Genomic DNA, 13,485 nt, shown 5'->3' with positions numbered 1-13,485 from the left:
AGAGGCTTTTTTTTATGGAGGCGATGCAATGAAACGATACCGCGGATACATTCCGCCAGCAAAATTACGTGACTTTTACGCAGGTAGGTTATGGGACGAGGCGAGGTTACCAGAAGGGATAACACAAGAGGAAGTAGCGCGCGCTAAACGAGCGGGCTATTTACAAGCGCATGTCGCCGTCGATGAGCGCTGTATGCGCTGTGGCAATACACATATTATTGCGTATGATAGTTATTTATATTGCCGTCATTGTTTAACGATGGGGCGGCTAACGAATCAAACGACACTCCTCACATGGCAAGGGCAGCGTCCGCGCTTTATGCGATTTAGCTATAACGAAAGTTCGTTAAGCGAGGCGCAAGCAAGCGTGAGTGCCGCACTTATTGCGAGCTTACAACAAAAGCGGAGCCATTTACTCGATGCGGTGTGCGGCGCTGGTAAGACAGAGATGTTATTTGGGGCGATTGCCTATGCCTTAAAGCGCGGCTTACGAGTAGCCGTTGCTACACCGCGTGCTGATGTTGTGCGCGAACTAGCACCGCGCTTACGTCACGTTTTTCCGAGCACATGTATGCACGTCTTATACGGCGGTGTCGAAAAACAAGCGGGTTGCCCGCAACTAATCGTCGCGACGACACATCAGCTCTATCATTTTTATGAAGCGTTTGATGTGATGATTGTCGATGAGGCAGATGCTTTTCCGTATACGTATGACGAGGCGTTACAGCGCGCGGTATATCAAGCAAAAAAGCCACAAGCACCGATTATTTTTGTCACTGCGACACCGTCTAAGACGCTAGTAGCAGAAGCGCGTCGCAATCATTACGGGCATAGTTCCGTATGGCGGCGCTACCACGGCTTTTTACTACCTGAACCGCGTTATAGTGCGCTTTTTCACTATGCTAAAACGTTAAAAAAGCGCCTGCCTAAAAAGTTAAAAGATTGGACATTAGAGCGCCTTAAGCGCAACGAGCCTTTTCTTATTTTCTTCCCGACGAAAAAATTAATGCATCAAGCGCTACCGTATTTTACCGCGTTAGATGCGCGCATTATGAGCGTGCATGCAGAGGACGAGGCGCGTGCCGAGAAGGTGCAAAGCTTGCGCGACGAAACGTGTAAAGGGTTATTGACGACGACCATTTTAGAGCGCGGCGTCACCATTAAAAATGTGCAAGTGGCAGTCGTTGGTGCAGAAGCGGCTATTTTTGAGGCGAGTGCCCTCATCCAAATTAGCGGGCGTGTAGGGCGTAACGCTAATTATCCGAATGGCGATGTCGTGTTTTTTCATCACGGTATTACGAAGGCGATGGACGAGGCACGCGCGACTATTCGAAAACAAAATGAGGTGAAGCAATGAAACAGCCGATTACGCACTGCGTGTTATGTGGCGTGGCGTTAACACCTGTCCGCAGCTTTTCGCGCCTATTATTGCGCACATTGCCAGATGTACTATGTGCAACGTGCCACGCGACGTTTGAGCCAGCTGCGAGTAAAGAAGCGATTTTTACTTATAATGAAGCGATGCAAGCGTGGTTAAATCAATATAAAATTTTAGGCGACGTGCTGCTTGCGTATAGTTTTGCTAAAGAGTTGCACGCGGCGCTCGCTAAAGGGGATATCGTCGTTCCTATACCGCTACACCCGAATAAATTAGCACAGCGTACATTTTCGCAAGTGGCGTTATTGCTCGACTGTGCTGAAGTGCCGTATGTACATTATTTACAGAAGGTGCAAGACGTGACGCAAGGGCTACGCACGCGCACAGAGCGTGTAGCGAGTACCAATCCTTTTGCTGTCGCGCCAAATGCAGACGTTTCAGGCAAGTGCTTCGTCGTTTTTGACGATATTAAAACGACAGGGACGACGCTTCAGCAGGCGCGTGCTTGCTTAGCAGAAGCGGGCGCCAAATCTGTAAAAACATTCACATTATGTGCTAGTGAAATCAAGTAGATGCTGTATAATGGAAGTAATGACAAGGTAAGAGGAGGAGTTAGGATGGCAGAGGTACGAAGTTGCCCAAAATGTGATGCGTTTTTCAACTACACAGGAGTGCGCGATGTGTGTGCAAAATGTGCACAAAAAGAAGAGGATTTGTATCAAGTCGTATATCGCTTTTTACGCAAACGCGAAAATCGTGCAGCGACCGTAGAGCGTATTGTAGAAGTAACAGGTGTTGATGAAGATACGCTATACAACTGGGTGCGCAGAGGACGATTACATACCGCGATGTTCCCTAATTTAGGGTATCCGTGTGACCAATGCGGTCGCCTAACATCAGAAGGGAAAATTTGTGCGCGCTGTCGCGAAGAGTTAAAACAAGACTTGCGCACATTTGACGCTGCTAAGCAGTTCCGTGAAGACGTTGCTAACCGCGAAAAAGGTACGTACCACACGGATAAAAAGTGAGACATAACCGGCTGTGCAAAAAGTGCATGGTCGGTATTTTTGTGCTAAAAGTTGCTTAACATTTACGAAAGTTATCCGAAGTAATACCTAGAGAGCTATTTAGAAAGGGTGTTAACTATGAAAATCAAACCGTTCCACATTCAACCATTACATGCGTATACAACTACGACAAAGCCAGCACAAGCGACGTCGAAATCGTCGTTTTTAGATAAAGTGGAGATTTCATCGGCAGCGATGGATATGCGCGGCACACAGTCTATTGAGCAAGCGCGTGCCGAAAAGGTCGCACAGCTTAAAGCAGACGTGCAATCAGGTGCTTATAAAGTGGATACACGTCAAGTGGCACAAGATATGTTAAATTACTATCGCTTCTAAAGGAGTGACGATGGATGGATAAAATTATCCAAAACTTAACGAATTTAGTACGTATGCATAAAAGTTTGCTCGATCTCGCAACGAAAAAAACGGATATTATCGTCGAGAGCAACATGGAAGAGCTCGATGCGTTGATCAAAAAAGAGCAAGCTCACGTAGCAGCTATTGAGCAGCTGGAGCGACAGCGTCAACAATTGGTAACGGACTACCTAGCGGCAAAAGGAAGTGCCCCGTCATTGACGCCTACTGTAGCTGAGCTAATCGAAGCGGCTGATGCCCCTAACAAGGCTAAAATTCAAACGATTCGAGAAGAGCTATTAACGATTATTGATGCGTTAAAAGCCAAAAACGAGTTAAATCAAAAAATGGTGTACCAATCGCTACAAATGGTCAATATGACGTTAGAGTTAATGCGTCCACGACCAGCGGCACAAGCCGACACAATGAATTATTCAAGCAAAGAAGTGCGCCGTCCAGCAAACTTCTCATCCACATCATACGAAGTATAGGAGGGTAATCATGCGTTCAACATTTATGGGCCTTGAAGCGAGTAAGCGTGGTATTTTTACGCAGCAATCAGGGCTATATACGGTAGGGCATAATATTTCCAATGCTAAAACCGAGGGCTACACACGCCAGCGCGTTAATATGGAAGCAACACGCGGCTTCCCGACAGCAGGCTTACAAACACCTAAAACTGTCGGGCATATCGGTACAGGGGTACAAGCGGGTTCCATCCAGCGTATTCGTGACGAGTTTACCGACCGTCAATACCGTCAAGAAACAAACCGCCTTGGCTACTGGGATACACGCGCTAAAGAAATCGAACAAATCGAAGCGATTATGCACGAGCCATCTGACTTTGGGCTAAACGAAGCGTTCAAACTATTTTGGCAGTCGATGCAAGACGTGGCAGATAAGCCAACCGACTTATCTGCACGTACGGTAGCAATCGAGCGCGCTAAACACTTAGCTGACTCATTTAATTATATGGATAAACAAATTCGCCAAGTGCAATCTAATGCGGGGCAACAAACCGAAGTCGTAACAGACGAAGCGAACTCACTACTTGCACAAATCGCAAATCTTAACCATCAAATTATGAAGGTTGAGCCGAATGGTTATGTGCCAAATGATTTATACGATGCACGTGACGTATTAGTTGACCGTTTAAACGAAATTATCCCTGTCACAACTGAACGCGTACCATCAGGCGGTAATGCTAACGAAGTCGCAGAAGGTAGCCTAACCGTGTACTTTAAAGACGCAAATGGCGATAAAACCGAGCTCGTTAACGGTAAAGACGCAGGCAGTATTTCATTAAATGGTGCAGGTAAACCGATTGATGGCCAGCGTTCGCCAGTATTATTTGATACGATGACGATAACGAAACCTAACGGTGAAAATGTCGGTTTTGAGCAAGGGGACTTTGAGCCGAATAAAGGTGAATTATTGTCACTAATTAATGCCTTTGGTTACGATGGACCAGGTGGCGAATTAGGCTTAATGCCAGAGCTATTAGATAAGCTCGATACAATGGCAGAAACTTTTATTAAGGAGTTTAATGCTGTGTTATTGCAAGGTTATACGCTACAAGCCAAGGAGTTTGATGGTACGATCATCCCTTCAGAGCAAGGTTCTGAAGAATTATTTACTGGTGAGTCAGCGAGTGACATAGGGATTAACGACAACTTCTTTAAAGAGCCGCACTTATTAACGGCTTCAGGTAAAATTGGTGAAGAAGGTGACAACAGTAACGCATTAAAAATGGCGAATATGCAACACAAGGGCTACGCTCAGTTAGACAATGGTACAATCGAAAGCTTTTATCAAGGTGTAACCGGTCGTTTAGGTGTTGACGGTCAAGAGGCCATTCGTTCTGCTAAGGACTCAGCGATTTTACAATTGTCGATTGCGAATCGCCGTGCATCCGTGAGTTCTGTATCACTAGACGAAGAAATGACAAATATGATTACATTCCAACAAGCATACAATGCTAACGCACGTATGATTACTGTTGTTGACGAAACATTAGATAAAATTATTAATGGTATGGGCCGAGTAGGCCTATAATAAGGAGGAAATGAAATGCGCGTAACACAATCGATGTTGTCAGGCAATATGCTACACAACTTAAACAATAGTTATGGTCGTATGAGTGAGCTCCAAGACCAATTAAACTCTGGCTCTAAAATTAATCGCCCGTCGCAAGACCCTGTTATTGCGGTAAAAAGCATGGGCTACCGCCGTGATTTAGGTAAAGTAGAGCAGTTTAGCCGTAATATGAACGAAGTTAACTCATGGTTAGATGCGACTGATGATGCACTGTCACAGCTAGAGGCATCGATTCACCGTGTGCATGAGCTCGTAGTGGATGCAGCCAATGACTCTAAAACGGCCAAAGACCGTGAAGCCATTGCGCAAGAGCTTGAGCAAATTCATAATCATATGAAAGATTTAGGTAATACGGAGATGGCTGGCGTTTATATTTTTAGCGGTACGAATACATTGTCACCGCTATTTGATGAGGCCGGCAATATGAACGCAGCACTACCAGGCTTAGATAACCCTGTAGAGATTGAAGTGTTTGAGGGGATTAATTTAAAAGTTAACGCTAATGCTCATGATATTTTTTCAGTAATAGATTATGCTATGACACAAATCGTAGAGACTGTAGGACATCCAGATTCGACAGGGGAAGAAATAGGAGATTTACTCAGCTTAATTAACGAAGAAAATAATCCTAATAGCATGCGCTCTACGGTACTAACAGAGCACGCACGTATTGGTGCGATGCAAAACCGTGCAGAGATTATGCAAGACCGTTTAGACTTACGTGAAATTATGGTCAAAACACGTATGCGTGATAACGAAAGTGTGGATTACTCAAAAGCCATTACCGAAATGGTAACGCATGAGTCCATCCACCAAGCAGCGCTATCTGTCGGCGCACGTATTATTCAACCAACATTAGTGGACTTTATGCGCTAATAACTTCAAGCGTTTGAACAATGAGTTCAAGCGCTTTTTTTGAAAGGGAGTGTGGTTAACGATGATGCCACAAATTCAACTCGGCATACGAGACATTCAAATGGATTTGAAGCCTGCTGCTGTAACAGGGCAACAACAATTACAGCAACCGCGTGCAGATTTACGCATTGAGCAACCTGCCGCCATACTTGATATTACTACACGTCAAAGTGAGTTGCGTATTGACATGTCAGGGCTATGGAAAGAGCTCGGATTAATTACACCGATGCAATCAGTAGCGCAATACGCCGAGCAAGGCAAACAAAAAAATCTCGAAGGCATCGCAAGACGAGCACATGAAGGACAGCAAATGAAAAATATGGCGGGCAAAGGGCAAGGCGCAAAAATCGCACAAACCATTGCCAAACAAAATCACGGGCCTAAGCGTGTGCCATTTAACATTGCCTTTAAGCCTTCAGGTAATGCGATTGATATTAGCTTTACTAAAGGTGATATTGACATAAATATTACACCGCAAAAGCCGCGTATCAATGCTACAATAAATAAACCAATCCATAATTACACACCAAGCAAGGTCAGCTATACAATGCTACAGCGCCCAAGTGTAAGTGTGATTGATGTCATTAAATAAAAAGGGGAAATGAAGATGAAAATCGAAACGAAATTTTTAGGTGAAGTTGACATTGTAGAAGAAGATATTTACACGTTTGAAAACGGCTTACCTGGTTTCGAGGACTTAACAAAATTTGTACTTATCCCACTAGACGCTGATTTACCATTAGTGATTTTACAATCAACAGAGCAGGCACAAGTCGGCTTTGTGATGGCGTTTCCATTTGCCTTTAAAGCAGACTATGCGTTTGATTTAAGTGAGGAAGATACAAAAGCATTACATATTGAAACAGAAGACGAAGTGTTACCGTATGCGATTGTTACGATGAATGACACATTTTATAAATCAACGATTAATTTATTAGCCCCTATCATTCTTAATATAACTAAAAAGTGTGGTAAGCAAATTGTGTTAGGAGATAATAAAAAGTATTCCCTACATTACCAAATTAAAGAGAGTGTGAAGTAAATGCTAGTTTTATCTCGTAAAAAAAATGAGTCCATTATGATTGGTGATCAAGTCGAAATCCAAATCTTAGCGGTTGAAGGCGACCAAGTAAAAATCGGCATCGTCGCACCGAAAAGCGTTAAAGTCCACCGCACTGAAGTATTTGATGCAATTAAAGCGCAAAACGAAGCGGCACTTAACATCTCACTGGATGCTTTAACGCAATTTAAGCAAAAAAAATAGTGTTCAAACTTTATTCACAAGTGCGCTAACCCTTGCTGTATCAATGGTTGCACCTAGTTTATAAAAAAACATGCAAAAAGTTATAAAAAAACATTAAACATTATAGGGTACAACACGATATAATGTATGTAAGAGGCACAATACCTCTAAACACAGGCGCCCACAAGGAAGTGAGCGTACTACAAAACATTCAAGGAGGAATTCCAAATGAGAATTCAACACAATATTTCTGCGTTAAACACGCACCGTAACCTAGCGTTCAACAACGCACAAACATCAAAAGCTTTAGAAAAATTATCTTCAGGGTACAAAATCAACCGTGCGGGCGATGACGCTGCTGGTTTAGCAATCTCTGAAAAAATGCGCGGACAAATCCGTGGTTTAGATATGGCTTCTAAAAACGCACAAGATGGTATCTCTTTAATCCAAACGGCTGAGGGTGCTCTTAACGAAACACACTCAATTTTACAACGTATGCGTGAATTAGCTGTACAAGCTGGTAACGATACAAACACAGCAGATGACCGTGGTCAAATCCAAAAAGAAATCGATCAGTTAACATCTGAAATTAACCGTATCGGTAACACAACTGAGTTCAACACGAAGAAATTAGTAAACGGTGACCTTTCTGAAAAATCAATTCCAACAGAGCAAGTTGTTGCGAAGCAAGATATCGATTTAAATTACTCTGTAGGTGCATCATGGGAATTAGCTGGTAAAGGTGCAATCGGGAACAATAAAGTAGAATTCACAGATACAGCTGCAACAGCAAATACAGTTGAATTTAAATGGTCTACTTTAGATACAGCTGAAAATAATACTTTAACTGTTGAACGTAAAGGTGATGATTTCTTATTATCTGTTCAAGCAAAAGACGGTTCAGATAACGAGTTAACAATCGATGCTAAAAAATTAACAAAAGATGCAAATGGTGACTTTGCATACAATGAAAATGGTATCAGCTTTACGATTGCTAAAGACCAACTTGCGAAAAATGAGTGGACAGACGGCGGTAAGTTAACAATTGATTTATCAGCTGCTGCAGATGCTGCAACAGATTTAGTGACAGATGGAGCTGCTACTCAAAGTGATTTTAAACAATCAGGTGTTGCAGCAGGTGGTACTTATGCATCTTCAACAAATGGTTTATCAGTAGACCCAGATAATGCTAACTGGATTGAAGGTGTTACAGGAATTAAAGTAACTGGTGATGTTGCAAATGGTAAAGGGACTGTAGAGTTACTTGATGTAAATGGTAAGACACTTCATAAAGAAGATATTACTCAAGGTGCAGCTTTAGCAAGCGGTGATGATTTCACTTATGATCAACATGGTATCAAATTTGATATTAAAATTGGTGATAATACAGACTTTAGTTTTGAAAAAGATTTCGCATTCACTACAAAAACTTCAGATGCAGTGGATAAATCAATCAAATTCCAAATCGGTGCTAACGAAAATCAAGCAATGACAGTATCAATCGATGATATGCGTGCTAAAGCATTAGGTATTGTTGGTGAAGGTGAAGGCTTCCAATCTACTACAACTGTAACTGATGGTACTTCAGCTAAAACTGTAGAAAAATCTTTAGATTTATCTACACATGAAAAAGCTGCAGCTGCAATTACAGTATTAGATAAAGCAATCAATAAAGTATCTACTCAACGTGCAACTCTAGGTGCGGTTCAAAACCGTTTAGAGCACACAATCAACAACTTAGGTGCTTCTTCTGAAAACTTAACAGCTGCTGAATCTCGTATCCGTGATACAGATATGGCGAAAGAGATGATGAACTTCACGAAGAACAACATCTTAACACAAGCAGCTCAATCGATGTTAGCGCAAGCAAACCAACAGCCACAAGGTGTATTACAATTACTAGGCTAATTTCTAACTTCCAGCGTGAGTGGGTAATCCCACTCACGCTTTTTTTATTATCGTTTATAAAGGAGATTAAAAAATGAAAATTATATTTCAAGAACAAGAGGTAATGCTTGAAGATGCAGTACCGCATATCGTGTTTGAGGTTATCCAACAAATGCTGACGGATCGTTATTATTTTGATTATTTTATTATTGATGGGTTACGTATGGATGGTGACCCACAAAATATCATAGAAGATTATGTGAGTGATGCTGAGGTAATTGAAGTTATCGCCATTGAGGCAACACAATTTATTGTAGGTCTACAGCAGTCTATGGCAGGTTATGTTACGACAGCCTTACCTGCTTTACGTGTTACCGTAGAGCGTTTTCAACAACAAGAAGCAACAGCGCAACAGTGGCAAGACCTACATGATTTATTAGAAGGTATGCAGTGGTTACAACAAGTATATGCGACCGTAGCTAGCTCTACATATGTGCCCAAGGAATGGCTGACATTACAGCAAATCTTTGTTCAGTTGATTCAAGTTTTGCCACAATTGGCGTCACATCTAGAGGCTAAAAATCAGCAAGGCATTGCACATTTACTGCAAATTACAATTTATCATGCGTTTGAGCAAATTGCAGATCAATTACACTTGTTTGTGGAACAGCCTAAAAATTGATAAGGAGGGAGTAACCTATGCGTAAAATTTTAGTACCTGATTATATTTCTTCTTTTGCCTGTATAGGCAGTGAATGTGAAGATACATGTTGTGCGGGTTGGCAAGTACCTGTTGATAAAGTAACGTATCAAAAATATCGTAAAGTTACAACACCTGTGCTACGCAAGCAACTAGATAAGGCCGTAACACGCAATCGTTCTACAGGCTCAAGTAATGATGCATGGTATGCTAAAATTAATCTTAAAGATGGAGGTGCTTGCCCTTTGCTTGACACCAAGGGGTTATGTAGTATTCAAAGTGATTTGGGTGCTTCATACCTTTGTAATACTTGTGCGGTATATCCACGCTATATTAATAAGGTGGGTGATAGTTATGAGCAGTCATTGACACTATCTTGTCCACAAGCAGCAAGAATTATTTTACAAAAAGTTGAAGGCATTGGGTTTATTGAACAAACAGATGAAATTACAGGTGCAGTAGTTAAACAACTTAGTCTTTTGGATCAACCTTATTTTTGGGATTTACGCATTTACATCATTGAACTTATGCAAAATCGCAAGCAGTCGATTGAGGTCCGCTTAATTATATTAGGTTTGTTTCTTCAGCGTATTGAAGAGATTGCGATAACAGACTATCCTGTCTTACTTCCACAAATTATGAAGGACTATATGTTGCGTTTAGATAACGATGCATTTGTACAATCCCTTATGGAATTACAGCCTGCACGAACATTTCAGTTAGATTTAGTTACGCGATTATTAGCTAAAAGAGCCGATATGGGATTTGGTAACAAAAAGTATGTTGCACTATTACAATCGATTGTAGAAGGGTTACACTTAAATCAGTCACTACAAGAGAAAACACTAATTTATCAACAAACGTACGAAACATATTATGAGCCTTTTAGCCAAGAGCATGACTATATCTTAGAGAATTATATTGTGAATTATATATTTAAAAACCTTATGCCTTATGACAAGTCTACATTTCAAGATAGTTATATGATGTTAGCCATTCATATTATGTTGATTAAGCTACATATTACGGGTGTGGCTTCTGTAAAGCATGAGCTAGATGTAAGTGATGCTGTAGAATGTATATATTTAATAGGGCGTACGATTGAACATAGCGAGCAGTTTTTAAAGTTTGTACACACCAATATGGTACAAGCAGAATTTACAACGATGGGTCATATGTTTTCTATTATTAAATAAATAATTAGGATTAAGCCCTTCTGCTTCATTTTTTAGAGGAAGGGTTTTTTACTTATGAAATAATGCTATTACTTGAAGAGGGCTTTTGGTCTGTGCTAAATTTCTCAGATTATTTGTTCAAGATAATTTTTTTTGTTGTATTTAAAGTGTATCCATAGCTTTTTAATAAACTAATGTGATCACGATGTGGGTATTTATTATCCATTTTAGCGCAAAAGTATACATTTTTGTTGGCTGTAGTATCTTCTGGTAATGCAATACCATCTACTTTAGCGCCATGATGAGCAGCAATGAGGTGGGTGTAATGAATTTGCATGTCTTCAGGAAATTCACTATATTCACAGTCACCTGAAAATAAAATAGATTCACCTTCTTTAGTGGATAAGGATAGTACTAAGCCTAGGTTGTTTAAGTCGTTGTATCGAGTTAACCATTTTGTATCATTTCGATGAACACTACCTCCCGTTCCTCGTCCACTACCTTTGCCCAAAGTGAAATAAGAAGTCGTAGCTATGATTTTCCGATTATTTTTTTGTGGCACTATAATTAGGTTATCTGTCTGTATTTTTTTAACAAGGTAGCAAATTAAGCGTAATGCAGAGTGGCTTACCTTGGTGATTTTAGGCTCAGGAACAATCCAATGTTTATGATAATGTGGTAGTTCAAATTGCGAAATTCCCTTGATATGGTCTAAGTCCCAGTGCGTTAATAAGATTAAATCAATATCTTCAATATGTTTCATAAATGCATCAATTTCTGATTGATTATCTTTTTGATTGCTGAAACCAAAATCTATAATGGCTTTGGCTTTGTTATTTATACTTAATTGAATAGCATTCGCATTTCCTACATCAAACAGAGTAACGCCAAAGTTATTAATAGAATTAGAACCAATAATGGAATTTAATGCACCTGTTGCTTTTTCTTTTGATTCGCAATCTTTGTGTGTAAATGGTGAAATTTTATCTTCAATTGCTCGTTGTAATGCCGTTTTGTTATCTGAGTGAAGCGTATTTTTTAATTGGATTGCGGTAGATAAGTATTGAAAAGCTGATGCGCTAAATTCAACAGTTCCTGGGATAGCGTTTTTCTTGTTATTAAATTCTACGATGTAATAAATGTCTTCGTCAGTGTAAGCATCTTCAAAAGCCAAAGGGTCGTCAGGGATAAATTCATAAAAGTAAGGTTTATAAGAGTCCACAAGTTTTTTTAAGTTTTCCTCTAATTGATCAGTGTAAGGGCTGGCATATAAATAATCTAAATGCCACATTTTATCATTGGTTAATGTGAGATGGTATTCATCATCTACTTGTATTACTTTAGCGTAGGTAGTGACCCCATCATTTATTTTATCTGGCATATTATCTTTGTAGTCAAAGGGAGTAAGCATAGTTTGCTTGTCTGTGCTTTGTTTAAGCAATAAATTTTCAGTATAGGCATTTAATATTGGTAAATACTTTTTCTGAGTAGCTTGAGTGAAATCAATAGTGGCATAGGCAAAAGGAAAAGAGTATTTTGTCGTGCTGTTTAATGAAGCAGTTGCTGCCAAACCATCAGCGTTGTTGGTATTCTTTTTAAGCTGGACATCAGAATAAAGGTGATTTAAAAAATCTTTTCCTACCTTGATAGGGACAATAGATTTTAATTTGATTTCAGTAGAATTTGGTTCGGTATATGTTACTGTATCGATGCTATAACCTAATATGAAACAACCTTGTTTTATGAATAGCATGTTAAGGTCAAGCTGTTTTAATTTAATCTTCAAAATGATTGTGTCTTTATTCAAGTTACTCCTATTCAAAAATAAATTTTTCATTTTAACCACTCCTTTAGATTCTATAGTAACATTTAATTTACATAAAAAGTTTAATTTTTAGTCTTAATGATTTTGTGTGGCAAAATTATGGTTGGTGTTATAATGAAGGCAAAGGTGGGTGAGTGTTATGCGAGTTGCAAATTTGGGCCCAATAGAGCAATGTGAGATAGCATTGGCGCAACTGATTGCAGGCGAAAAATGGTTAGCGCATTTATTATTTTGTACACGTAATTTATTGCCTGATTTCACAAAAAAAAAGGTAGCTATTCGTTATGATAAAGATATTCCCTTAGGGAGAAGAGGGCGCAGAGCGGGTCGCAATGGGCAAGGGGCTAATCAATTAAAAGAAGTTAGTGGCGGCGAACTGTTTGTTTTGCGGGGCAATGAATTTAATATCGACCAAATTAGATAATCCCCTCCAGTACGGTACTGGAAGGGATTTTTTTATGACGTTTTAAATTTTTCAATTTGATGGCGCTGGGCGTTGGCAAGGTCTGCAAGATTGCGAATAGCTTTATTATTTTCGGTAAAAAGGTGTTGGTAGCGTCGTTCCCTATGACTTTAGATTTTCTTTATAATGCTTCCTACTCCCTACTATCAAATAGTGTTATTCTTTAGAATAGGGAGTGATTGTAAGGATATTGCATAGATGAGGGACACACTTTACATAGGTTCTTCGACTTTTTTGTGAAGTTTGATAATTAGTGTGAATATCGGTGTTAAAATCCTCAATAATAACGGTTTAAAATTCCCCACCTATCCGAGATAATCTATTTCATAAAGAGATAGATTGGAAGTGTAGGAATGACGTTATTGTTGGAGGATTTTTTGA

At 40.0% G+C, this 13,485-nt stretch carries 15 protein-coding genes; 14 read left to right on the top strand and 1 reads right to left on the bottom strand.

Features of this window, described 5'->3' with window-relative positions:
• The first annotated feature begins 28 nt into the window (after positions 1–28).
• The 13 genes from DDE80_RS09025 to fliB all read left to right on the top strand — a co-directional run bounded on the left by DDE80_RS09025 (position 29) and on the right by fliB (position 10,837).
• Complete coding sequence (locus DDE80_RS09025) at positions 29–1,357, top strand: ATP-dependent helicase ComFA (RefSeq protein ID WP_108307335.1); 1,329 nt, start codon at positions 29–31, stop codon at positions 1,355–1,357.
• The gene (locus DDE80_RS09020; protein ID WP_108307334.1) at positions 1,354–1,950 is read left to right on the top strand and encodes a ComF family protein; all 597 of its coding nucleotides are present in this window, start codon (positions 1,354–1,356) and stop codon (positions 1,948–1,950) included. Before DDE80_RS09025 ends, DDE80_RS09020 begins: the two co-directional genes overlap by 4 nt.
• A gap of 45 nt (positions 1,951–1,995) precedes the next feature.
• Positions 1,996–2,406 carry a TIGR03826 family flagellar region protein gene (locus DDE80_RS09015; RefSeq protein WP_108307333.1) on the top strand — a complete coding sequence of 137 codons (411 nt, stop codon included), beginning with the start codon at positions 1,996–1,998 and terminating at the stop codon, positions 2,404–2,406.
• A 117-nt stretch (positions 2,407–2,523) separates the two neighbouring features.
• Positions 2,524–2,781, top strand: a complete 258-nt coding sequence (gene flgM, locus DDE80_RS09010; protein WP_108307332.1) for a flagellar biosynthesis anti-sigma factor FlgM — start codon at positions 2,524–2,526, stop codon at positions 2,779–2,781.
• Positions 2,782–2,795: 14 nt separating this feature from the next.
• Complete coding sequence (locus tag DDE80_RS09005) at positions 2,796–3,290, top strand: flagellar protein FlgN (protein ID WP_108307331.1); 495 nt, start codon at positions 2,796–2,798, stop codon at positions 3,288–3,290.
• Positions 3,291–3,300: 10 nt separating this feature from the next.
• On the top strand, positions 3,301–4,854 hold the full coding sequence (gene flgK, locus DDE80_RS09000; protein WP_108307330.1) for a flagellar hook-associated protein FlgK: 1,554 nt from the start codon (positions 3,301–3,303) through the stop codon (positions 4,852–4,854).
• A 15-nt stretch (positions 4,855–4,869) separates the two neighbouring features.
• Positions 4,870–5,772, top strand: a complete 903-nt coding sequence (gene flgL / locus DDE80_RS08995) for a flagellar hook-associated protein FlgL (RefSeq protein ID WP_108307329.1) — start codon at positions 4,870–4,872, stop codon at positions 5,770–5,772.
• Between the two features lie 61 nt (positions 5,773–5,833).
• Complete coding sequence (locus DDE80_RS08990) at positions 5,834–6,403, top strand: DUF6470 family protein (RefSeq protein ID WP_108307328.1); 570 nt, start codon at positions 5,834–5,836, stop codon at positions 6,401–6,403.
• 15 nt (positions 6,404–6,418) lie between these two features.
• On the top strand, positions 6,419–6,853 hold the full coding sequence (fliW, locus tag DDE80_RS08985) for a flagellar assembly protein FliW (protein ID WP_108307327.1): 435 nt from the start codon (positions 6,419–6,421) through the stop codon (positions 6,851–6,853).
• Positions 6,854–7,075, top strand: coding sequence for a carbon storage regulator CsrA (gene csrA, locus DDE80_RS08980; RefSeq protein ID WP_108307326.1), 222 nt, complete (start codon positions 6,854–6,856; stop codon positions 7,073–7,075).
• A 207-nt stretch (positions 7,076–7,282) separates the two neighbouring features.
• A complete protein-coding gene (locus DDE80_RS08975; protein WP_108307325.1) occupies positions 7,283–8,962 on the top strand; it encodes a flagellin N-terminal helical domain-containing protein in 1,680 nt (559 codons plus the stop codon).
• A 73-nt stretch (positions 8,963–9,035) separates the two neighbouring features.
• The gene (locus tag DDE80_RS08970) at positions 9,036–9,623 is read left to right on the top strand and encodes a hypothetical protein (protein WP_108307324.1); all 588 of its coding nucleotides are present in this window, start codon (positions 9,036–9,038) and stop codon (positions 9,621–9,623) included.
• 17 nt (positions 9,624–9,640) lie between these two features.
• On the top strand, positions 9,641–10,837 hold the full coding sequence (gene fliB / locus DDE80_RS08965; protein ID WP_108307323.1) for a flagellin lysine-N-methylase: 1,197 nt from the start codon (positions 9,641–9,643) through the stop codon (positions 10,835–10,837).
• A 109-nt stretch (positions 10,838–10,946) separates the two neighbouring features.
• Here the strand turns inward: fliB and DDE80_RS08960 are convergent, their stop codons facing one another.
• On the bottom strand, positions 10,947–12,653 hold the full coding sequence (locus DDE80_RS08960) for an MBL fold metallo-hydrolase (RefSeq protein WP_108307322.1): 1,707 nt from the start codon (positions 12,651–12,653) through the stop codon (positions 10,947–10,949).
• Positions 12,654–12,780: 127 nt separating this feature from the next.
• Here DDE80_RS08960 and DDE80_RS08955 point away from each other — a divergent pair, with 127 nt between their 5' ends.
• Positions 12,781–13,065: a hypothetical protein gene (locus DDE80_RS08955; protein ID WP_108307321.1), complete on the top strand. Its 285-nt coding sequence runs from the start codon at positions 12,781–12,783 to the stop codon at positions 13,063–13,065.
• Positions 13,066–13,485 lie beyond the last annotated feature (420 nt).

The sequence above is a fragment of the Metalysinibacillus jejuensis genome (assembly GCF_003057615.1).
Lineage (GTDB): Bacteria > Bacillota > Bacilli > Bacillales_A > Planococcaceae > Metalysinibacillus > Metalysinibacillus jejuensis.
This window is presented reverse-complemented; position numbering and strand designations above follow the sequence as displayed.

Excerpts from the sequence above, each read along its gene's own strand:
- DDE80_RS09025 (WP_108307335.1), top strand. The coding sequence starts at position 29 with ATGAAACGATACCGCGGATACATTCCGCCAGCAAAATTACGTGACTTT.
- DDE80_RS09020 (WP_108307334.1), top strand. The coding sequence starts at position 1,354 with ATGAAACAGCCGATTACGCACTGCGTGTTATGTGGCGTGGCGTTAACA.
- DDE80_RS09015 (WP_108307333.1), top strand. The coding sequence starts at position 1,996 with ATGGCAGAGGTACGAAGTTGCCCAAAATGTGATGCGTTTTTCAACTAC.
- flgM (WP_108307332.1), top strand. The coding sequence starts at position 2,524 with ATGAAAATCAAACCGTTCCACATTCAACCATTACATGCGTATACAACT.
- DDE80_RS09005 (WP_108307331.1), top strand. The coding sequence starts at position 2,796 with ATGGATAAAATTATCCAAAACTTAACGAATTTAGTACGTATGCATAAA.
- flgK (WP_108307330.1), top strand. The coding sequence starts at position 3,301 with ATGCGTTCAACATTTATGGGCCTTGAAGCGAGTAAGCGTGGTATTTTT.
- flgL (WP_108307329.1), top strand. The coding sequence starts at position 4,870 with ATGCGCGTAACACAATCGATGTTGTCAGGCAATATGCTACACAACTTA.
- DDE80_RS08990 (WP_108307328.1), top strand. The coding sequence starts at position 5,834 with ATGATGCCACAAATTCAACTCGGCATACGAGACATTCAAATGGATTTG.
- fliW (WP_108307327.1), top strand. The coding sequence starts at position 6,419 with ATGAAAATCGAAACGAAATTTTTAGGTGAAGTTGACATTGTAGAAGAA.
- csrA (WP_108307326.1), top strand. The coding sequence starts at position 6,854 with ATGCTAGTTTTATCTCGTAAAAAAAATGAGTCCATTATGATTGGTGAT.
- DDE80_RS08975 (WP_108307325.1), top strand. The coding sequence starts at position 7,283 with ATGAGAATTCAACACAATATTTCTGCGTTAAACACGCACCGTAACCTA.
- DDE80_RS08970 (WP_108307324.1), top strand. The coding sequence starts at position 9,036 with ATGAAAATTATATTTCAAGAACAAGAGGTAATGCTTGAAGATGCAGTA.
- fliB (WP_108307323.1), top strand. The coding sequence starts at position 9,641 with ATGCGTAAAATTTTAGTACCTGATTATATTTCTTCTTTTGCCTGTATA.
- DDE80_RS08960 (WP_108307322.1), bottom strand. The coding sequence starts at position 12,653 with ATGAAAAATTTATTTTTGAATAGGAGTAACTTGAATAAAGACACAATC.
- DDE80_RS08955 (WP_108307321.1), top strand. The coding sequence starts at position 12,781 with ATGCGAGTTGCAAATTTGGGCCCAATAGAGCAATGTGAGATAGCATTG.